The 22,401-nt window shown below is 35.8% G+C and carries 22 protein-coding genes; 5 read left to right on the top strand and 17 right to left on the bottom strand.

All coding sequences use genetic code 11. The features are described from left to right. Positions 1–19: 19 nt before the first annotated feature. A complete protein-coding gene (locus AC0L0O_RS07665) occupies positions 20–562 on the bottom strand; it encodes a CGNR zinc finger domain-containing protein (protein WP_149283370.1) in 543 nt (180 codons plus the stop codon). 112 nt (positions 563–674) lie between these two features. Here AC0L0O_RS07665 and AC0L0O_RS07660 point away from each other — a divergent pair, with 112 nt between their 5' ends. Further along, positions 675–1,856 carry an MDR family MFS transporter gene (locus tag AC0L0O_RS07660; RefSeq protein ID WP_264458098.1) on the top strand — a complete coding sequence of 394 codons (1,182 nt, stop codon included), beginning with the start codon at positions 675–677 and terminating at the stop codon, positions 1,854–1,856. 56 nt (positions 1,857–1,912) lie between these two features. Here the strand turns inward: AC0L0O_RS07660 and AC0L0O_RS07655 are convergent, their stop codons facing one another. Further along, a complete protein-coding gene (locus AC0L0O_RS07655; protein WP_264458100.1) occupies positions 1,913–2,827 on the bottom strand; it encodes a tetratricopeptide repeat protein in 915 nt (304 codons plus the stop codon). 267 nt (positions 2,828–3,094) lie between these two features. Here AC0L0O_RS07655 and AC0L0O_RS07650 point away from each other — a divergent pair, with 267 nt between their 5' ends. Together AC0L0O_RS07650 and AC0L0O_RS07645 are read left to right on the top strand one after the other, a co-directional pair. Further along, a complete protein-coding gene (locus tag AC0L0O_RS07650) occupies positions 3,095–3,490 on the top strand; it encodes a hypothetical protein (RefSeq protein WP_473785700.1) in 396 nt (131 codons plus the stop codon). Between the two features lie 76 nt (positions 3,491–3,566). After that, complete coding sequence (locus AC0L0O_RS07645; RefSeq protein ID WP_000747697.1) at positions 3,567–3,806, top strand: DUF3923 family protein; 240 nt, start codon at positions 3,567–3,569, stop codon at positions 3,804–3,806. A 75-nt stretch (positions 3,807–3,881) separates the two neighbouring features. On the opposite strand, the gene AC0L0O_RS07640 is transcribed toward AC0L0O_RS07645, so the two are convergent. The 4 genes from AC0L0O_RS07640 to AC0L0O_RS07625 form a co-directional block, all read right to left on the bottom strand. After that, a complete protein-coding gene (locus AC0L0O_RS07640; protein ID WP_000938435.1) occupies positions 3,882–4,430 on the bottom strand; it encodes a DUF2179 domain-containing protein in 549 nt (182 codons plus the stop codon). Between the two features lie 198 nt (positions 4,431–4,628). Next, entirely contained in the window at positions 4,629–5,042 is a 414-nt protein-coding gene (locus AC0L0O_RS07635) for an ATP synthase subunit I (protein WP_000613584.1), read from the bottom strand. Between the two features lie 52 nt (positions 5,043–5,094). After that, on the bottom strand, positions 5,095–6,423 hold the full coding sequence (locus tag AC0L0O_RS07630) for a hemolysin family protein (protein WP_000402274.1): 1,329 nt from the start codon (positions 6,421–6,423) through the stop codon (positions 5,095–5,097). 119 nt (positions 6,424–6,542) lie between these two features. After that, the gene (locus AC0L0O_RS07625) at positions 6,543–6,950 is read right to left on the bottom strand and encodes a MerR family transcriptional regulator (RefSeq protein ID WP_000285637.1); all 408 of its coding nucleotides are present in this window, start codon (positions 6,948–6,950) and stop codon (positions 6,543–6,545) included. A gap of 447 nt (positions 6,951–7,397) precedes the next feature. Between AC0L0O_RS07625 and AC0L0O_RS07620 the strand changes: the two genes are divergently transcribed. Further along, positions 7,398–8,282 (top strand): DMT family transporter, encoded by an 885-nt coding sequence (locus AC0L0O_RS07620; protein WP_000814715.1) that lies wholly within the window; start codon positions 7,398–7,400, stop codon positions 8,280–8,282. 45 nt (positions 8,283–8,327) lie between these two features. Here the strand turns inward: AC0L0O_RS07620 and AC0L0O_RS07615 are convergent, their stop codons facing one another. Next, positions 8,328–9,149, bottom strand: coding sequence for a pentapeptide repeat-containing protein (locus AC0L0O_RS07615; RefSeq protein WP_000181473.1), 822 nt, complete (start codon positions 9,147–9,149; stop codon positions 8,328–8,330). A gap of 195 nt (positions 9,150–9,344) precedes the next feature. Here AC0L0O_RS07615 and AC0L0O_RS07610 point away from each other — a divergent pair, with 195 nt between their 5' ends. Further along, a complete protein-coding gene (locus AC0L0O_RS07610) occupies positions 9,345–9,521 on the top strand; it encodes a DUF1272 domain-containing protein (RefSeq protein ID WP_001207874.1) in 177 nt (58 codons plus the stop codon). 179 nt (positions 9,522–9,700) lie between these two features. Here AC0L0O_RS07610 and AC0L0O_RS07605 read toward each other — a convergent pair whose 3' ends face one another. The 10 genes from AC0L0O_RS07605 to AC0L0O_RS07560 all read right to left on the bottom strand — a co-directional run bounded on the left by AC0L0O_RS07605 (position 9,701) and on the right by AC0L0O_RS07560 (position 22,308). Beyond that, complete coding sequence (locus AC0L0O_RS07605; protein ID WP_000782246.1) at positions 9,701–10,765, bottom strand: lactonase family protein; 1,065 nt, start codon at positions 10,763–10,765, stop codon at positions 9,701–9,703. 120 nt (positions 10,766–10,885) lie between these two features. After that, positions 10,886–12,427 carry a gluconokinase gene (gene gntK, locus AC0L0O_RS07600; RefSeq protein WP_473785699.1) on the bottom strand — a complete coding sequence of 514 codons (1,542 nt, stop codon included), beginning with the start codon at positions 12,425–12,427 and terminating at the stop codon, positions 10,886–10,888. Between the two features lie 55 nt (positions 12,428–12,482). Beyond that, positions 12,483–13,808, bottom strand: coding sequence for a gluconate permease GntP (gntP, locus tag AC0L0O_RS07595; RefSeq protein ID WP_473785698.1), 1,326 nt, complete (start codon positions 13,806–13,808; stop codon positions 12,483–12,485). 346 nt (positions 13,809–14,154) lie between these two features. Next, a complete protein-coding gene (gene fsa, locus AC0L0O_RS07590; protein WP_000667676.1) occupies positions 14,155–14,823 on the bottom strand; it encodes a fructose-6-phosphate aldolase in 669 nt (222 codons plus the stop codon). Positions 14,824–14,874: 51 nt separating this feature from the next. Beyond that, the gene (gene gnd, locus AC0L0O_RS07585) at positions 14,875–15,768 is read right to left on the bottom strand and encodes a phosphogluconate dehydrogenase (NAD(+)-dependent, decarboxylating) (RefSeq protein WP_001195912.1); all 894 of its coding nucleotides are present in this window, start codon (positions 15,766–15,768) and stop codon (positions 14,875–14,877) included. Between the two features lie 112 nt (positions 15,769–15,880). After that, positions 15,881–17,875 carry a transketolase gene (tkt, locus tag AC0L0O_RS07580; protein WP_473785697.1) on the bottom strand — a complete coding sequence of 665 codons (1,995 nt, stop codon included), beginning with the start codon at positions 17,873–17,875 and terminating at the stop codon, positions 15,881–15,883. A 39-nt stretch (positions 17,876–17,914) separates the two neighbouring features. Continuing rightward, positions 17,915–19,399 (bottom strand): glucose-6-phosphate dehydrogenase, encoded by a 1,485-nt coding sequence (gene zwf, locus AC0L0O_RS07575; RefSeq protein WP_473785696.1) that lies wholly within the window; start codon positions 19,397–19,399, stop codon positions 17,915–17,917. Between the two features lie 350 nt (positions 19,400–19,749). Further along, positions 19,750–20,298 (bottom strand): glucose-6-phosphate dehydrogenase, encoded by a 549-nt coding sequence (locus AC0L0O_RS07570; RefSeq protein ID WP_473785695.1) that lies wholly within the window; start codon positions 20,296–20,298, stop codon positions 19,750–19,752. An 89-nt stretch (positions 20,299–20,387) separates the two neighbouring features. Further along, the gene (locus tag AC0L0O_RS07565; protein ID WP_473785694.1) at positions 20,388–21,341 is read right to left on the bottom strand and encodes an NADP-dependent oxidoreductase; all 954 of its coding nucleotides are present in this window, start codon (positions 21,339–21,341) and stop codon (positions 20,388–20,390) included. Between the two features lie 13 nt (positions 21,342–21,354). Further along, positions 21,355–22,308, bottom strand: coding sequence for an LLM class oxidoreductase (locus tag AC0L0O_RS07560; protein WP_000410338.1), 954 nt, complete (start codon positions 22,306–22,308; stop codon positions 21,355–21,357). Positions 22,309–22,401 lie beyond the last annotated feature (93 nt).

The following is a 22,401-nucleotide window of genomic DNA, read 5'->3' as shown; positions in this document are numbered from 1 at the left end:
TTTCTTCCCCTACTATTAATTACACATTATAACCCGTTCTTCCTTTTCTCTTCGCTCGGTAATTTTTCACTTTTGCAATTGTACCGCACGCTCTTCCTCCTTCTTCTCCAGCATACATACCGCACCATCTTTTGCTCCCATTTCGCGAATGGTCGTAAAATACCCAGCGACAATCTGGACATGCTTTTAACCTTCCCCACAAATTTTCTTGAATTGCCGTTAACACAATGCTTAATACTTTTGTATACATATTTTCTTCCCGCATTGGTTCATATGTAATACCTTTCATATCTTCCCTTACGTTTACTTGAAATGGATATTTCTCCAACCATTTTTGCAACGATCCTTCTCCTTCAATTGTCATCCGAATATCTTCTCGAAAACTTTTTAATTCTTCTATCGTATGAAATAGAAGCTCTTCATGAAAAGATTCTTTCATAAATTTCTTTATATCCCCTTCTGTTTGCAGCAAATCAATTGGCTCTCTCGTATCGTTTGGTATTCTCCATGTATTTAAAAACTCTCGAATATACTCTAATTCATTTGGTGCATTTTGATTCAATTTCATCCACCTTCTTCTTAAAATTTACTTTTTTCTGACTTTATGTATAATTATAATATAAAATAGTTAACCATCAAATAATTTTACTGGTTACAATATTAGGAGGATTTCTATGGAAAGTTTCTCAACACCGATACGTTTCATGCTTATTTCTTCATTTTTTATGTCTTTTGGTTATTTTGCGGTATACGCATTTTTAGCTATTTATCTATTAACCTTTCTTCATTTTTCTGCTGTCCAAGTAGGAACAGTGTTGACGGTTATGACAATTACATCACGAATTATCCCATTATTCTCAGGGTTAATTGCTGACAAAATAGGCTATATCATTATGATGATAGCCGGATTATTTTTAAGAGGAATCGGATTTATCGCTTTGGGAATATGTTCTGATTTCTATACAATTTCCATTTCTTCTGCACTTATTGGCTTCGGAACTGCATTTTACGAACCTGCTGCTCGCGCTATATTTGGCTCACAACCAGCTCATACAAGAAAAAATTTATTTACATATTTAAACCTTAGCTTTAATTGTGGTGCAATAATGGGACCAATTGCAGGAGGGTTCTTACTCTTACTCGATCCAATCTATGCCTTCTCTCTAACAGGATCACTTATGCTGTTATTCGCTTTTATCTTTTACTTACTTAAAGATCACTTCCAAGTCACTACTGAAAACACGTCTATTACATTAGGAATACAGGCCATCTTACAAAACAAGTCTTTCCTTCTGTTTTCATTTATCATGATTTTCTTCTATATTATGTTTACACAGCTTACCGTCGCACTTCCACTTCATATGAAAAACATTAGTAATAGCAATCAACTTGCTACATTAGTCATTACGATAAATGCAATAACAGGCGTCATATTTATGGTGTTATTTCGAAAACTCTTTCTCAAATACAACACCCTTTCCTTTATTAAATACGGTGTTTTATTAATGAGTATTTCCTTTTTACTCATTCCTTTATTTCAACACCCATATTGGCTATTTATTTGTGTAATTTTCTTTACAATCGGTGAAACACTCGTATTACCTAACGTTGACATCGCCACTGCAAATTACAGTAATGAATCATATACAGCTACTTACTTCGGATTTTATCAACTATCACTCGCATTTGGTTTTATCATCGGTAACTATATCGGTACATGGTTTACATCAAATTTAAACGAAATGTATACACCATGGCTTATTTTTGGCGGAATAGGGCTTACTGGTTTTATTTCACTACATATTTTGAATATAAGAAAAGTGGCCTCTAAAGAGGATAGATATATACCTATGTAATACAAGCGACCTATAACGAAAAAGATTCGACCATCATATTTGACAGTCGAATCTTTTTATTGTCCATATTCAAGATGATTATGCCTTTTACAACCAAATAAATAGCACCCCCCTATATAATCCGTTTCAAATTCTAAGTCTAGAACATATCCAGATTTAATACGTCCTATCATTGTTTTATAGTAATTATTCTCTTTTGTATATTCCTCAATTAACTCTTTCTTATCGTTCTCTGTCCAATTTTCTTCTACTTCTGCATTCTCGACATCTTCTATTTCTGCTGTTTTTGCTTCGATAGATTCCCGTATAACTTCATGTATACGCGAGGAATTATTCACTTTATATAGAGCATAAACAAATCTACCAATCCAATTGGGGCTTTTCCAGCATTCTTTGTATCCCTTTTCGAACCATTCAATTGCTTCTTTATAACAATTCAACTCAACATATAAATCTGCTACCATCATTTCTCCTAAAAAATTATCAGATTCCCTGTTAAAAGCATCTAACTTCTCTTTCGCTTCTTTCGTTCGCCCTAAATCAATTAAACATTTTACATAGCTATACATGATATAATCCGAATCCCCTGCAACTCGCAAGAAAAATTCCGAAGCTTCTTCCAGCTCTCCAAGATTATAATGAGCTACAGCTACATTGTGATATGCTTCATCGGATGGTTGAATCGAAATAGATTTTTGGAGTGCTTCTTTCGCTTCTTCCCACTTTTTTTGTTTCATGTAAATATCCCTTAAGATGTTATAAGGAAAGTATGAAGAAGGATTCAACTTAACAACTTCTCCTATTAATTCAAGAGCTTTCTCATCATTCTCTTCCTCGTAAAAGTACATCCAAGCAAGATTATTGAGAGATTGTACGTCTCTAGATTCATGTACTGCTCGGTGAAACAGTTCCATTGCTTCCTCATATTTATTTTGTTCAAACATTTCAATTGCCTTCTCATTAATGTTCAACTAACTACCTCCGAAGTGAATGAATTCATCTATTTCCCATTATTATAATAAAATGTAAAAATGGTAATTTCCATAAAAAATTCTTTCTCCTGTCTACATTTCGATTAAAAATACACGAATTTACAACAATCAGTAAATTTTTTCAGTCTCCGGTAAATTGGATATACAGCCTACTTCAATTTACATATTATGGTACAATAAAACCAGTACTAACTAAATATTTTCGCTCCACACTAGTAATCTAGCAATACCAACATCAAAAATCACATGGAATTGAGGGATGTTATGAAACAGAAATTGGCTGTTCTTCTATTCACCGGAATCATATTATCAGGATGTTCAACTATAGCAGAAAATTCTTTAGAAACTGGAAACGGTAGTATGGAATTATTAACACCAACGATTACAACAAAAGATAATGAATTAGAAATTAAGACTGAAGGTATTGATGAAAATAAAGTGACTTTTATTTATGTTGCGAATAAAAAAAGATTGGAACAAAAGCTAAAGAATGGTGAATCCTACAAGCTTAACATTAAAGATATTGAACACGCTCATAGGACGAACTACAAACCAAAAGTTCAACTTTTACAAACGAAAGATGATAATGATGATGGAGAAATAGTCACCTTCAAACAAGTTAGATATACGGTTAAAAACTAATTTTAAAGTTGTTTCATTATAAATGTAACGAACGAAAATATACTTTTAACAGTGGATAAATGTAAGGGGTGTTAACATGAAAAAACGATGGATTTCTTGGTGGATGGGTAACCTATTTTGGATTATCGTTTTTGGAATATGGGCAGCTATTATTTGGCTACGAGATGTTGATGGTGCTGGTGTCATTCAAACACCCGAAATTAAATCAATATCACTTATCGTTATATTAATCGCGTTTATCATACCGGTATTTTTTCAAGTTATATGGCTAATCATTAATTTGAGGATGAGTAAAAAAAATAACTTTACGACTTAGTTTTTTTAATTAACTAATAAACACTATTTATAAAAAAGAGAGAAATCTACTTAAAAATAGATTTCTCTCTTTTCTTTACGATACATGATGATCTTTTTTCTTCATTAACGCTCTCTTCTTCATCGCCTTCGTTAAATATCCACCTTTAAATGAGCGGATTTCATAAGACGACATAAAGGCTTTCGGTGCAATTTCATTAATAATTTCTAACAGTTCTTTTTCTCTAGAACGTTTTGCAACGATATCTAATCGATAACGTATAGAATTAATACCTTCGCCTTCAAATACGGTAACGCCAAATCCAGAGTGGCGTAATTCATCTACTAATTCATTACAACGGTCTAGTAAACTAACTTGATACGTAATATAACCAATTGCTAATTTATTCTCTATATAACCGCCTAATAACAGTCCCGCACTAAAGCCAATGACATAGGCAACGATGTTCATCCAATTTGATAAATCTTGAAACACAATACCTAAACTGACAATGTAAATAGCTCCTTCTAACAATCCAACAGCAGCAGCGGATCTTGTTTGATTCTTTACAAGCAAAATCGTACGAATTGTTAAAATGGGAACGTAAATAATTTGAAGCACAAAAATTAGTAGCGCTTGTAACATTGATATCCACCTCTTTCAAAAAGTCTTTTGTCATGATAACATACATAACCTTAAGAAATCGATGGGTTTTTAAATTTTTTTTTATTATTTTTCATGCTATTGAAAAACGTAAAAAAGAAGCGTATTATATTTGTCGTTAATTTAATTACTTGTATCATATCGCTAAACTAAAAAAGGAACCCCATTAGGTCCCTTTCATCATAGCTCTATGTTTTTCGAAGCATGTTCCCTTTTCTTCTCTTCTTCTTTCACTAACTGCATATTTGCATAAGCTAAATTTGCAATCATTAAAAAGTGTCCACCTAAAATACCTGTACCAAATGCCCACATTTCCATTTCATGCTCAATTTCATACATGATGATAGCTCCTAAAATGGCAGCTGCAAATCGGTTTAAAACTCCTAATCCTGGAGCCTTTTCCTTCATTACAATACTTTTCCCAAGTTTCTCCACTCTACGAGCTAATAACCAAAGGCAATATGCACTTACAGCTAATCCGATTCCAAACCCTGTTACTTGTTTTCCAAACGGAGTAATCGTCCACATAAGTAGTAAACCACTAAAGATCACATACAATTGTAATCGATATACACGTAAGGCTGCTTGAATCAAAATATCCGCTCCTAATTTCTCATTTTTTATACTTTAGAAGAAAAGCAGCAACTTACACAGTTGCTGCTTTTTCTTCTTCTTGTTCCTCTTCCATCTTACGAATTTCAACACGTTTAATTTGGTAAGCGTCTTTTTCTAACACTTTAAATTCATAACCTTCCGCCTCAACGTGTTGTCCTTCTTCGATTTCATGATTTTGCATCATAATCCATCCACCGATTGTATCCACATCATCTTCTTCAATGTGTAATCCAAATAAATCTTTCACTTCTGAGATAAGCACTTTTCCATCAACAATGATATGTTGCTCGTTCACATGTTGAATTGGTGGTGCTTCATCTTCATCATATTCATCACGAATTTCGCCGACGATTTCCTCCAAGATGTCCTCAAGCGTTACAATTCCAGCTGTTCCTCCGTACTCATCATATAAAACAGCCATCGGAATTCGCTTCTTCTGCATTTGAAGTAATAAATCGTGAATTGGAGTTGTTTCCATCACTTCAATAATCGGACGCATATACGAGCGAATGGATGATAAATCTTTTTGATCCTCGGTCATATATCGAATAAAGAAATCTTTTACGTTGACCATACCGATAATATCATCTTTATCTTCTCCAAAAATCGGATAACGTGTGTATCGCTCATTTTGGATTACTTTCATGTGTTCTTCTACTGAATCTTCCAGGTAGAAACCAACGATTTCTGTTCGCGGTACCATAATCTCTTTTGCAATACGATTATCAAATTCAAAAATGTTATTTACATACTTGTATTCAGCTTGATTAATTTCGCCACTTTCATAGCTATCTGAAAGAATAAGGCGTAATTCTTCCTCTGTATGAGCTACTTCATGTTCAGAAGCCGGTTTTAAACCGAATAAACCAGTTATCACACGAGCTGAACCATTTAATACCCAAATAAATGGATACATCACTTTATAGAACATCATTAGTGGAGCTGCAAATAATAATGTTACTTTTTCAGCCTTTTGAATTGCCATCGTTTTAGGAGCTAATTCCCCTACTACAACGTGTAAATACGTCATTAACATAAAAGCAAGACCAAATGTTAATACTGATGAAATAGAAGGGTTTAAGTTCCATTTCTCAAATAACGGGTGTAATAACTTTTCAATTGTCGGTTCACCTAACCAACCTAATCCCATAGCTGTAACTGTAATACCTAATTGACAAGCAGATAAATATTCATCTAAATTTGTTGTTACCTTTTTCGCTGCTAAAGCACCGCGTTTTCCTTCTGCAACAAGCTGATCAATACGACTTGAACGTACTTTTACAATCGCAAACTCAGCTGCTACGAAAAATCCAGTAAATGCGATTAAAATCGCAACCATGACTAAATTAAATATTTCCAATGAATCCCCTTAGTTAAAAAACTAAGGTGTCCACCTCCTGTATACTATAATGTTTTCTTATTTCTTTCTTAGAAAACATAGCCCGATACAAAAATTAAAGAGGTCGGATTTCACTTATTCTATAATAATAGAGCAAGTGTCTGTATTAAAGCTGTCGTTTGACCAGATAAAGATTTCGATATTTTTTCACGTTGTGAATCAGTCAATCCATCTAAAAGCGGCTTTAATTCCGTTAACTCTGCTTCTAATCGATGAATATGGTCTGTCACTTCATTCACTTGTTTCGAAACGTGTTCATTGATACCGAGCAGCTTCTTCTTCTCCTCGATTTTCTCTTTAATCTCACAAAGCGGCATATGCATTTCTTTGCACTTCTCAATAAATTGTAATGTCTCAAATGCTGTTTCGTCGTAATAGCGATAATTAGATTGAGATCGCTCCGCTTTTAAGATACCTAGATTCGTATAATAATCAATCGTTCGTTTCGACACGTGAGCCATGAGAGCCAACTGTCCGATTCGATACACCTTCCCAACGATCTTCCCCCCTTGTTTATATTACTAACATCATACAATACATAAACTGTACAGTCAAACGTGACGGTTTATTGTTCATAATTTATACAAAATTACATATGTTTTCTTTCGCTTACAAACTATTATTTTAACTAACTGAATAAATAGATTAATAATTTTATAATGCGACGTGCTAACGAAATATATTCATGAAATCACATGCTCTCCCATTTTCTAAAAATCAACTCTGCACAATAAAATTCCTACTAAACTGAAAATTGAGTTATAATATCATTATAAAATATGAAGGAGGAATGCACGCATGTACTACAACACTTCATTCGAAAATGATCAACCTGTAGGCCGTCTATAAACTAAGACGGGCAATCATATAACACGTGCACCATGCCTCGTCTTAGGGAACCCATAATACCCTAAAAATAGACGGAGGTACTTCAAATGAAACAAACAATTTTAGGAGCTATATGTTTATCACTAGCAGCAAGTATATGGGGCGGTATGTATGTTGTTAGCAAATATGTACTCGACTTTATCCCACCACTAACACTCGTTTGGCTACGCTTTATCATTGCTTTTGTTGTTTTATATGGCATTTTGAAAATAGCTGAAAAAAAACAAAAGAAAAAAGTAACCATTCACAAAAAAGATTGGCTCCTATTCGCTTGGATTGGATTTATCGGATATTTCATTTCGATCACTTGTCAATTTATCGGAACAAAATTATCTGACGCCCATACAGGCTCTTTAGTAACATCAGCTACACCTGCATTTATCGTTATATTTGCAGCGATCATTTTAAAAGAAAAACTAACCGCTCGTAGACTTTTATCTACTATCATAGCGACAATCGGTGTCATTATCGTAATCGGATGGGATATTGAAATTGGCTCCTATTTTATCGGTACAATTATATTAGTTGGGGCAGCTATTACGTGGGCTTTACTATCTATTTATGTAAAAATTGCTTCAGCCAAATTTTCATCTTTAGTGATTACAACGTACGCTATATTCTTTTCACTCTTTTTTATTACACCTTTTATGGTATGGGAATTCCAATCAATCCCAATTGAACATATGAATATGTACGTACTATTAGGCGTACTTTATTTAGGAATCGTCTCAACAGCAGGTGCCTTTTTCCTTTGGAATAAAGGATTAGAATTAATGGACGCAAGCATCGGTTCTTTATTTTTCTTCTTCCAACCTATCGTTGGGTCATTGCTTGGTTGGTTACTATTAAACGAGACATTGAGTAGTAACTTTTTTATTGGTGGTATTCTTATTATATGTAGCGTTTTAATTACTACTTTTGAAAAAAAATGAAAAACAGGCAGAGATTCTTAATCTCTGCCTGTTCGTATACACTCTTTACGCACTCCAATGCGATGGACGGGATAACATTTTCGGTAATTTCGTATGCTTATCCCCTTTCGCTGCATTAACTTGAACTTGCGTCAGAAAAATACTATTTGTAAAATCAGCCCCGCGAATATCTGCATCTCGTAAATCTGCTCCAATGAGATCCGCCCCTCGTAAGTCTGCTCCATTTAAGTTTGCCGCAATTAAATATGCTCCTCTTAAATTTGCACCTTGTAAATTTTTCTTTTTCAAATTTGCTCCCATAAGATCTGCGCCGCGGTGTATGATTCGTTTCTTACGCGCAGTATTCATTTCTTTCCATACTAGTTCGCTCGTTTCTAAAAGAAGAATGTTCACCTCTGCTCTGTGTAATGGAACATTTATTTTCATTAACTCATCTGGATTTACATTCGAAAGTCGCTCTGTCTCCTCAATTGCGGTCTTCAGCTCTTTATGAATTGGCTGTGTTGCCTTTAAAAGAATCGCCTCATTCAAATACCAAAGCATTTCATGGAGCTGATGCATAACCGGAAAAGCATCATACATTTTTCTCGCATGCTTAGCATCTTTCCGCCAATCAATCCCGTTAAACGTAACTTGAGAAATTTTCTGTCCAGCGCCAAAACATTCAAATACTGTACAGCCTTTATAACCTTTTCCTCTAAGATTTTTATGTATACTGCATTTGAAATCTGATTGTAAATTGGAACATGGTTTACCACCATCTTTATTCACTGCAAAATCTACCGATGCTGCGAACGGTAATGCAACGCAACATAGACCGAAGCATTTTTCGCAGTTTGCTTTTAAATATTCGCTATGATTAGTCAAAATGTATACCCCCTGTTGTCTTTTGACTATTTCATAATATTCTAACTGCACAAAATAATCAATTTAAAAATAAACGAGCATCTTTCATTTCAAATCACAACTTTATCATTCGATTTCCTTTCAATTGAAAAGGACTAACTCTACCCAATGAATTATAATTAAATTATAAAAATTCAAACAAAAAGGAGCGATACTATGGCACTACAAATGAAAACAAACTGTCAAATTTGCGATCAATCGCTAGAACAAGATTCTGAAGCATACATTTGCGTATATGAATGTACATTTTGTGCACCATGTACAGAAGAAAGACACAACGTTTGTCCAAACTGCGGCGGCGAGTTAGTACGTAGACCGAAAAAGAAACAGTAAAAAGCAAAGCGATATCGCTTTGCTTTTTTTTAGGCATATGAAATTATATCAACGATTTTTCAAATATATCGAACACAACTTCAATTATATCAACGATTATTTTAATATATCGACGTTTCAACAAAGGATATCGACTTACCGACAAATAACGACACTTCTATATGAAATGAAAACTTAAATTAAACGTTCAAAAACTTCACACAAACAGGCTCTGGCACAGCAACATCAGATTGTAAAAGTGTTAACTTACCTGTAGATTCATTTCTTGAAAATAGCACAAGATTATGTGATTTTTCATTTGTAGCAACAAGAAACTTTTCAGTAGGATCTAATACAAAGTCTCTTGGCCAATTTCCTTCTGTAGATGTATGTGCAACAAATGTAAGCTGACCTGAATTTTCATCCACGCTGAAAACAGTAATACTATTATGACCACGATTACCTGCATATACAAAACGGCCGTCAGAAGAAATATGAATCGCACTTCCTTGATTATTTTCATCAAACTCTTCTGGAACAGTAGAAATATACTGTAATTCTGTAAATGATCCTTCTGCCGGATTATATGTTAACACAATAACTTCTGAACTAAGCTCCGTCATCACATACGCATACTTTCCATTCGGATGAAAAGTAATATGTCTCGGACCACTCCCTGGATTTACAGATAAACGATTCACTTCTGTTAATACACTATCTTTTATTTCATACGTAATTATTTTATCTATCCCTAAATCAACACCCACTACATATTTTTCATCAGGAGTATATCCCGCATAATGTGCATGTGGTTTTTCTTGTCTTTCTTTATTTGGACCTGAACCTTCATGTGCCATAATCGATGTAGCAGGATTTATAGTTCCATCTTCATTTACTTCAAAAGATTCAATCGTTCCTTTATGGTAATTTGCTGTAACTACCGTATGATTTCCACTATCAACACTCACATGACAAGGAGAAGCCCCTTCTACTACTTGTCTGTTTTCTTCTGTTAGCTCTCCAGTTTTACTATTAATTGAATAAGCAGCTACACCACCAGATTCGCCTTCCTTAACAACAGAGTAGAGATATTCATTATTTCGATTAATCGTTACATATGTAGGGTTATCCAACTTGGCTGCAAGTGTTACATTACTAATTTTCTTTGCTTCCGTGTCTAACGTAAACTTATATATTCCTTCACTATTTTCTTTCGTGTATGTTCCAACATATCCAATAAACTCTTTATTATCCTTCATTTTCATAACCCTCTCTCCCTATATTTTTCGTTCATCATACTTCTTAACATATTTTATGTTGAAAGAGTATCCAAAAAAATTGGAGTACCTCTTTATACGTTACCATATTTCTCTGCTAAATAGCCTTTAAACCCACTTTTTTTGATATTCTGCTATACTTTCATATTCTTCTTCCAATTGACGGGACAGACGAATATAGATTGGTGTTAAATCTTTATATTTTTCCACACTTTCCATGTTTGGTTCATGGTGGAAATTCGCACCTACCATTTCAGAAACTACATGTAACGTATCTACTTCACCTAAACTATATAAGCCGAGTATGGCAGCTCCTAAGCAAGAGCTTTCGAAACTTTCGGGAACATATACGTCTTGGTGAAAAATATCCGCCATCATCTGTCTCCAAAGTTCCGATCTTGCAAAACCGCCTGTCGCTTGAATTTTTTTCGGTTCGCCAATGAGTTCTTTTAAAGCGAGAAGAACTGTATATAAGTTATAAATTACCCCTTCTAAAACTGCACGAATCAGATGTTCTTTCTTATGGTGCAATCCAAGTCCAAAGAATGATCCTCGCGCATTTGCATTCCATAAAGGAGCTCTTTCTCCTGCTAAATACGGGTGAAATAATAACCCATCAGATCCCGGATTCACTTTTGCTGCTATTTCAGTAAGCACTTCATATGGATCTTTTCCTAAGCGCTTCGCAAGCTCAATCTCTGAAGTACCTAATTGATCACGAGCCCACCTGAAAATCATACCACCGTTATTAACTGGTCCGCCAATTACCCAATGGTCTTCAGTTAGGGCGTAACAAAAAATTCTACCTTTCGGATCAGTTACAGGTCGATTTGTTACAGCACGTATCGCACCGCTTGTACCAATTGTAACAGCCACAACACCAGGATCAATTGCATTTACACCTAAATTGGATAGGACTCCGTCACTCGCTCCTACTACAAATGGAGTAGAAACAAGTACATTCATCTCATTGGCAAGCTCTTCATCTAATCCTGTTAAACTGTGCGTTGTTGGAACGAGTTTAGAAAGTTTATCATCTGTAATTCCCGCAACATGTAAAGCCTCTTCATCCCATTTTAAAGATTTCAAATTAAACATCCCTGTTGCTGATGCTATAGAATAATCAATTACATACTCCTTATATAACTTATAAAAAACATACTCTTTAATAGAAATAAATTTATAAGTTTTTGCGAACAATTCTGCCTGCTCATTTTGTAGCCAAACTAATTTCGAAAGTGGTGACATCGGATGAATTGGTGTCCCAGTCCGTAAATAAATTTCATGACCATTCATATCATTCTTTATTTTCTCTGCCCAGCTTGCACTTCTATTATCTGCCCAAGTAATACATCTCGTTAACGGCTTTCCCTTCTCATCTACAGCAATGATACTATGCATTGCCGAACTAAAAGAAACACAAAGAATATCATGCGGCTGTACACTACTTGTCTGTACAGTTTCTTTAATCGTATGTATTACTGCACGAAAAATTTCTTCTGGGTCTTGTTCTGCTGTTTCCGGCGTAGGAGAATATAAAGGATATTCAATTCCATGACTTGCAATAACAGATCCATCTGTAGAAAATAGAACTGATTTTGTACTAGTTGTCCCAATGTCTACACCAATCATATATTTTGAACTCACCATTTCTTCCTCCTAACAAAAAATTACTACAGTATCCCACCATAAAAACATCCTTATTTTAAATAAACATATCGAGTAGTAAAACTCCTCCAAAAGCGATAAATGAAAGTAATGTTTCTAATACTGTCCATGTTTTAAATGTTTCTTTCACTGTTAAACCTAGGTATTCTTTTACCATCCAGAACCCAGCATCGTTTACGTGAGAAAACATTAATGCTCCTGCACCTGTTGCAATGACGAGCAACTCTAAATTCACACCTGTCGTATTTTCAATGATTGGTGAAACGATGCCTGCTGCTGTTGTTAAAGCGACTGTCGCTGACCCTGTCGCAATTCGAATTAGTCCTGCTACTATAAATGCTAATACAATTGGAGATAGAGCTAAATGCTCAGACATTTGAGCAATAGCATTGCCTACACCACTATCGATAAGAATTTGCTTAAATCCGCCACCAGCACCAATAATCGCAACAATTGAACCGATTGGTAATAAGCTATCTTCTGTTACCTTCTTAATAGCCTTTTTATCGATACCTTGACGAAATCCAAGAAAATAAAACGCTGCAAAACATGCAATCAATAACGCAATGATAGGACTACCGATTAATGTGATAATCTTCATCAAAGTAGTAGAAAGTGGAACATAAGGAGCCGCTGCAGCTAAAACCATTAACATAACTGGTAACAATATGACTAAAAATGAAACTCCTATTCCTGGTAATTTCGTTGATTTTGTATTTACACGAATCAATTCTGGCTCATTTTCAGGAATTACACGTTTGTGAATCCATTTAGCGAATATAGGACCTGCAATAATCGCTGCAAAAAATGTAATAATGAGTGAATACAATAGTACCTTCCCAAGGTTCGCTTTATAAATACCAATTGCAACGATTGCCCCTGGATGCGGAGGAACTAGGCCATGTACGACAGATAGCCCAGCAATTGCTGGTAACGCTATCAATAAAATATTTTGTTTCGTAGTTTTATGAATTGAAATTACTAACGGCAACAATATTAAAATACCTACTTCAAAAAACACCGGAATTCCAATAATAAAACCTGCAATTAACATAGCCCACGGTAAGTTTTTTATCCCAAAGGATTTAATAAAGAACTCTGCCACTTGCATTCCAGCACCTGACTCTGCCATCATTTTCCCTAAAATTGTACCTAAAACTAAAATACCTACTAAATGCCCGAGAACACTCCCAACTCCCGTTTCATAAGCACTCACTATTTTATCCATTGGCATTCCAGACATAATTGCTAAAAACAAACTTGCAACCGTTAAACTAATAAACGCATGCCATCTCCACCACGAAACCCCTAAAATAACAATTACAATTGATAATAATGTAATCATTAAAAGGTACATATTCATACGCAATTCCACCCCTTTATGTAAACCCTTTCAAAAATGCTATATAATGAAAAGAACCTATATAGTTCTTTCTTGAGTAAGAATTTATATAAAAAGAATCTCCCTTATCAGAGATACATGTTACCTACTCTCTCTGATAAAGGGATTTCTCTTTCATAATTGTAATGTTATTGTGATAAACGCTACGCGTAAGCAAATTTTTTTTAAAAATTGAATGACGCTTTCTTTTCTTACTATTTTCACGTAGGAAGACTCCAAACTCGGGATCCCGTTTAAACGATGAAGTTACTTAGGATTTGTCCTCTCATGAAAAGCATTTTTCGGAAAGCCCCCTCACTTTTATGCCTTATAATTTAGGAGCTTTCGCCCAATCCGCAGCAAACTTCTCAATACCTTGATCTGTTAATGGGTGCATAGCAAGTTGTTCAATTACTTTATAAGGGATTGTTGCAATGTGAGCACCTGCCATCGCTACACGAGTTACATGATCTGGATGTCTAACAGAAGCCGCAATAATTTGTGTATCTAATTGATGAACATCGAATAATTCAGCAATTTTAGCAACTAATAATACGCCATCTTCAGAAATATCATCTAAACGTCCTAAAAATGGAGAAACATACGTTGCACCTGCTCGAGCTGCTAAAAGTGCTTGGTTCACAGTGAAAATAAGGGTAACGTTCGTTTTCACACCTTTTTCAGTAAGATAGCGACAAGCTTCTAATCCTGCTAGCGTCATTGGAAGTTTTATTGTAACTTTCTCATCGCCGCCGTTAATCTTAATCAATTCTTCTGCTTGAGCAATCATTTCTTCAGCCGTCACAGCATCTGGCGTTACTTCTGCCGAAACAGATTCAACTTTCGGCACTGCCTGACAAATTTCTGCAATACGGTCTTCAAATTTAATGCCCTCTTTTGCTACTAAAGAAGGATTCGTTGTAACACCAGCTAAAACTCCAAGTTTATATGCTTTTTTTATGTCCTCAAGATTTGCAGTATCAATAAAAAATTTCATGATTCATTCCCTCCAATTTTTAAATGTTAATGAGTTATAATTTTAAAATGTTTATTTCTTTTCTACTGCATGTCCGCCAAATTCATTGCGCAGAGCTGCTACTACTTTTCCTGTAAATGTATCATTGTCTAATGAGCGGTAGCGCATTAATAACGACATTGCGATAACAGGAGTTGCTGTTTGAAGGTCTAATGCTGTTTCTACTGTCCATTTTCCTTCACCAGAAGAATGCATAACACCCTTAATTTCATCCAGTTTTGCATCTTTAGAAAATGCATTTTCAGTTAATTCCATTAACCATGAGCGGATTACTGAACCGTTATTCCATACTCTTGATACTTTTTCATAATCGTAGTCAAATTCACTTTTCTCTAGGATCTCAAATCCTTCACCAATAGCAGCCATCATACCGTATTCAATTCCGTTGTGAACCATTTTTAAGAAGTGACCACTACCAGCTTTTCCAGCATATAAGTATCCATTTTCTACAGCAGTATCACGGAAGATAGGTTCAACGATATCCCAAGCTTCTTGATCTCCTCCGATCATGTAACAAGCACCATTACGAGCGCCTTCCATTCCGCCAGAAGTTCCTGCATCCATAAAGTGAATACCATCTTTCTTTAATTGCTCATATCGGCGGATAGACTCTTTATAATGTGAATTACCTGCTTCAATTAAAATATCTCCTTTTGATAAAAGTGGTGTAACCTCATCAATAACAGAATCAACAACAGCGTGTGGTACCATTACCCAAAGAATTCTTGGTGATTGTAATGACTGAACAAGTTCACTTAAACTAGATGTACCTGTAGCTCCGTACTCTTTCATTTCTTCCACTGCACTTGCATTTAAATCAAATGCTGCTACTTCATGTTTATGATCCATTAAATTTTTCCCTAAATTTAATCCCATTTTACCTAACCCAATTAATCCTACTTGCATAATATAATTCCTCCTCAAATTATCTTTTATTAAAAATTCATATCACTACAATCTGGAATACCTTTCAGCACTGAAATGTTAGTATGTACAGAAAGGTATTCACAGTCATAGCTTAAGAATTCAACACATTTTTTGTAATTTGAACAACATTTTCTGTCGTAAATCCAAATAGATTCATGACTTCAGCTCCAGTGCCTGAAGCTCCAAATGTTTCAATTGATAGTACTTTTCCTTCTTGTCCTACATAACGCTCCCACCCGAGAGATACACCCATCTCAAGAGATACTCGTTTCGTTACAGAAGACGGAAGAACGGATTCTTTATATTCATTCGATTGACGATCGAATAACTCCCAGCTTGGCATTGCAACGATACGAACAGAAACTTGATCTTCTTCTAATTTCGCTTTCGCACTAGCAGCTAAAGAAACTTCAGAACCTGTCGCAATTAAAATCACATCTGGATTTTCATTCGTTTGTGTTAATACGTAAGCTCCTTTAGAAAGATTCTCTATGTTCGCTTTCGTTTCATTAAACACCGGTAAATTTTGACGGCTCAGTACTAAAACGACTGGACCATCCGTTTGCTGTAACGCATACGCCCACGCACTTGCTGTTTCATTTGCATCTGACGGGCGGATAACTGTTAAACCAGGAATTGCCCGAAGAGCTGCTAAATGTTCAATTGGTTCATGCGTTGGACCATCTTCTCCTACAGCAATCGAATCATGTGTAAATACGTACGTAACAGGTAACTTTTGCAATGCAGCCAGTCGAATAGATGGACGAAGATAGTCATTAAATACAAAGAATGTACTCACGAACGGTTTTACTCCTCCATGAAGAGCCAGTCCATTCGCTGCCGCGCCCATTGCATGTTCACGTACACCGAAGTATATATTTCGGCCAGCATACGATTCTACTGCATACACTGCTTCACCTTTTATATCTGTCATCGTAGAATGAGAAAGATCCGCACTTCCACCGAAAATAGAAGGAATCGATTTCACATAATGGTTAATAGCTTCCCCACTTGCAACACGAGTAGAAATCGTTTTTTCAGTATCAAAGGATAGAATGTCTTTCGCTTCGATTAAAACCTCACCTGTAATCGCTTTTTCTAATTCATCTGCTAGTGCAGGGTTTGACTCTCTGTATACGTTGAACTGCTCATTCCATTCATTCTCTTTTTCAATACCTTTTTGTTTCAGTTCATTAAAATGAGCTGTTACTTCTTCAGGCACAAAGAAGTCTTCCTCATAATGCCAACCATACACTTGTTTTGTCGCTGTCGCTTCTTCTACTCCAAGTGGATTACCATGGGCTTTGTTCGTTCCAGCAACTTTTGGACTTCCATAACCTATAATGGTTCTAATTTCTATAAGAGTAGGTTGATCCGTATTGTCTTTCGCTAATTGAATCGCTTTTGTAATCGCATCAACATCGTTTCCATCCTCAACTCTTACATATTGCCAATGTGCAGATTCTACTCTTTTCTGAATATCTTCAGAAAAAGCAATGTTTAATTCACCATCAAGTGAAATTTCATTTGAATCATACAGTACAATTAACTTGCCAAGTTTCATGTGCCCTGCCATTGACATCGCTTCATAAGCGACACCCTCCATTAAGTCACCGTCTCCAACTAAAGCGTACGTATTATGATCTATAATAGAGTGACCATCCTTATTGAACTTCGCTGCTAAATGCGCTTCTGCCATTGCCATTCCGACAGCATTCGCAATCCCTTGTCCTAACGGTCCTGTAGTCGCTTCAACTCCAGAAGTGTGACCAAACTCCGGATGTCCTGGTGTTTTACTATTTAACTTTCTAAAGCTTTTCAAGTCATCAATTGAAACGTCATATCCAGCTAAATGAAGTAAGCTATACAGTAGGCTCGATCCGTGTCCCGCTGATAAAACGAATCGATCACGGTTAAACCATTTCGGATGATTAGGATTGTGATTTAAATGATTCGCCCATAATGCATAAGCCATCGGTGCTGCTCCCATCGGAAGACCTGGATGACCTGAATTTGCCGCATTAATAGCATCAATTGATAACGTACGAATTGTATTCACTGCTAATTGATTTATGTTTTGTGTCATAGTAATCGTCCCCCTACATGCTTTCATGAAAGAAAGTACTTATTTTTTCGTTTCTTGATCTAACCACCATTTAAATCCACTTTCTTGCAATAATTCATTAGATGCCTCTGGACCATATGAACCAGACTCATATTCATGAAGTGGTAATAAGTTTTCCTCGAATGCTTCAAGAATTGGTTGTACCCATTCCCATGACAATTCAACTTCTCTCCAATGTGCAAAGAATGTAGCGTCTCCGCTCACAGCATCATGAATGAGTCTTTCATACGCTTCAGGTACTCCCACATCCGCTTGCTCACAAGTAAAGTTAATACGGATCGGTTCAATTTCTCCATTTTTCAATGGATTTTTACTATTTAACTGTAATGAAACGTTCTCACCTGGGCTAATTTCAATTATTAACAAGTTAGGTGCTGCATTTGGATTACTATCTTGATATTGCTGTTTTAACGTATTTTTAAATTCGATTACAATACGAGTAGACTTTTCTTTCATTCGTTTGCCTGTTCGTATATAAAAGGGAACGCCAGTCCAAAATGGATTATCGATCCACAAGCGAGCAGCGACAAATGTGTCTATATTAGAAGAAGGACTTACTCCTGGCTCCTCTTTATATGCTACAACTTGCCCGCCATTTATCTCACCTGCACCATATTGTCCGCGAATGATATGGTTTTGAACGTCTTCTTTTTTCACTTTACGAAGCGCCTCCATTACCTTTCGCTTTTCCTCTCGAATTTCACATGCATTAACCTTTTCCGGCAAATTCATAGCAGTCATCATTAATATTTGTAACATATGATTTTGAACCATATCTCGAATGGCTCCTGCCTGATCATAATATCCTGCCCTTTCTTCAACCCCAACTGTTTCACTCGCTGTGATTTGTACATTCGCTATATGTTCTTTATTCCAAATCGATTGTAAAACAGGATTTGCAAACTCTAGTGCTTCAAGGTTTTGAATCATCGGCTTACCTAAATAATGATCAATACGGTATATCTCGTCTTCTTCAAACGTGCGACTAAGCTTATCATTCAGCTCACGAGCAGATGTAAGGTCGTGCCCGAACGGTTTCTCAATCATTAGGCGTTTCCATCCATCCGTTTTATCAAGTCCGCTTTCCTTAATATTTAAAGCGATTGTCTCAAAAAATTCAGGAGCAACGGAAAGATAGAACATTCTATTCCCTTTTATATGTAGTTCTTCTTCCCTTTCACGAACGACTTGTAATAATCTCTCATAGTCTTCCGGCTTACTCACATCTAATCGACAATAGCGAAAATTATCTAAAAAACCTTCGAGTTCTGGAGTACCTTCTTCTCTATGACGAGAAAACGTCTCTATTGATTCTTTTATTCTTTTTTGAAAATCTACATGAGATACTTCACGTCTCCCAAGCCCGATAACGGATATTTGCTTTGGAAGCTTTTGATCTCTATATAAGTTATATAGTGCGGGGTAAATTTTGCGTTTCGCTAGGTCCCCTGTCGCTCCAAATAAAACAAAGGTCATTGATTCCAATTTCAGTCCCCCTCTTGTTGTATAATCCTGGTCAATATATTAAAAATGAATTGTACAGAAGCTCATGTTTTTATAAAAAACAAAGAGTTATCAAATTCCAATTCTTTTTATACCTTTCGCTTTCTAATTGTCCCCAATATTAATAGTGGCAATTCAAAGCGTTTCTACCACGACTTACTTATTTATAACGCTTTACGAAACAATATATATTAAATTACTTTTAGTAATTAAATAATATTATGTATAGTATATTAACCACATAAATTATTATCGTCAATAAAAATGTCTTACATTACATACTATTTATTTCGTAATACTTTTCTAAGTTTATCCTTAGTTACCACTCATTTTCAAAGATAATGATCGATATAAAAAATATCAGTTTCATCAAAATCTTCAATTAATTTTTCGTTAAACTCGTGAGCAGACGTTACATGATGACCAAAAGGCTTCTCTATAATAAGACGGTTCAATCCTTTTGTAGCCCACAATCCAATTTCCTTAATATTTAAAGCAATGACATCAAATACTTCTGGTATAACAGATAGGTAAAACATGCGGTTTTCAGGAATGTTTAATTCTGTTTCACGCATCTTTACAAGACGCAACAAATCTTGATAGTCCTCTATATTCGCTGTATTTAATTGACAATAACGAAATGTGCTAATAAATTCTTCTACTCCTAATTCGTCATCAGTAGATCTTCTAGAAAATGTAGCAAGGGATTGTTCTACCTTTGTTTGAAATTCCACATCTGACATTACCCTTCTACCAATACCGATAATCGAAATAGATTGCGGTATATTCCCATTACTAAATAATTTGTATAAAGCAGGGTAAATTTTGCGTTTCGCTAAATCCCCTGTCGCTCCAAATAAAAGAAATGTCATTGAATCCATTTGTTCTCTCCCTTTTAAAACAATTGCTAGAATAGAATATATAAACTCATTCGCTACTTAGCACAATACTGTCTCTAAAACCTCATACTTTACCAATGTTTCTTCAATACTATTTTGCCACGAGCACGCTCTGACTCACTTATGTGGTGTGCTTTTTTTACGCCTTCTACATGTAAAGGCAACACATGCGTGACAACGGGTTTAATCTTCTCGTCCTCAATTAATTCTGTAATAAGAGAAAGTTCATATCCGTTAGGTTCAGTAAATATATGGTCACTCTCAATATTTTTCTCTCTTGATATCTCGGTTTGCGGAATTCCCATACCTTTCGGACCATAAATAGACGCTAACTTTCCATTTGGTGCAAGCACTTTATAACTATCCTTTAGTACATCTCCGCCTAACACATCAAATACAATATTGTAATTATGCAAAAGCGAAGAAAAGTCTTCTGTTTTGTAATCGACGACAGTATCAGCGCCTAGATCCTTTACAAACTGCATGTTTTTCGTACTAGTCGTAGTTGCAACATGTGTACCGAAGCTTTTGGCTAGCTGAATAGCAAACGCACCAATTCCTCCGGATCCAGCATGAATTAAAACCTTATTGCCTTTTTGAACATTTGCGAATTTTACTAAGCTTTGCCAACTTGTCAAACCTACAAGAGGGATTGATGCCGCCTCTTCAAAAGATAAATTCCTCGGTTTTTTCGCCACATATTTCTCATCTACAGCCACGTACTCTGCATAAGCACCGTTTCGTTCAATATCCGGACGACTATATACTTCATCCCCCACTTTACATGCTGTTACGTTTGGCCCTATAGCAGCAACTACACCTGCAACATCCCATCCTAAAACGAGCGGGAAGTCATAAGAAATTACGTCTTGCAGTAAACCTTCACGTATTTTCCAATCCACAGGATTTACACCAGCTGCATATACTTCAATCAGTACATCGTTGTCTCCCAATAGCGGTGTCTGCATTTCAATCTCTTGTAGTACGCTTTTATCTCCATATTGCATAAGTCCTATTGCTTTCATTCTTTTCACTCCTTTACAAGGCTGGGAAATGCGGTAGTACTTCTTCTCCTAGCTCATCCAATACTTCGTCAGCTGGGCGTTGACCATCAAATAGAGCAAGGAATAAATGATTCACACCAATACTTTTATATATATCAAGTAATTCAATTAGTGCCTTACGTCCTGTACGGTAACCTAAACGTATCGGTGTAGGACGTTCATTTGGATCTTCAGATAAGTCTAAATGCATCGGTTGTATAAATGGTTTGAATACATCTGGATGATAATCCTCTACTAGTTCTCTCCATTGTCCAATTGCTGCCGCTTGATGCACCGGACTACGTGGGTAGTACATCCATCCATCACCATGTTCAGCGAACCAATCCATATTTTGCTGACTAAAACCTGTAATAAAGGTTGGAACACGTTTAGACGGTTTTGGAACTAAATTCGCTCCATTCACTTCTCCTAGTGTCGACTGGATAGACGGGAAGTTTTTATACAAAATCTCTTCCAAGTAAGCAAACGCTTCTCTAAACTTTTCACCTCGTGTTTCATGACTAACACCTAACGCCTTGAAATCGGCACGTCGGTCACCTGATGAAACGCCGAGCATAATTCTTTCTGGAAACAGTTGATCCAATGTCGCAATTTCTTTTGCCACGCGTAATGGATGGCGAAGTGACAATACGGTTGCCGATGTTCCGAATGCGATTTTCTCTGTTTTACTTGCTAAATACGTTAAATAAATCATCATATCGTAAATTTGACCTGTTGCAGGATCACCAAAGTCAGGGTCTTGCAGTAAAACATCGCGAAGCCATACACCTGTAAAACCATATTGTTCCGCTTTTTGTACCAACTCTACTTGTTTTTCCATCGTTGGAGCATGAAACTGATAATTTTCAATCGGAATGTGAACTCCTAATGTAAGTTGATCTTTCGCAAACATACGATTATATCCAAAATGATTCGCAAACTTTTCCATGTATTTCACTCACTTTCCTTCATCCGTATAAATCTATACTTTTCTTTACTTTTCATATTTCTTCTCAAAATTCCTGAGCAATACTGTAACACC

The sequence above is a fragment of the Bacillus sp. GS3m_15504 genome (assembly GCF_055825275.1).
Note: the sequence above shows the minus strand (reverse complement) of the source record. Positions and strands in the feature narration are given on the sequence as shown.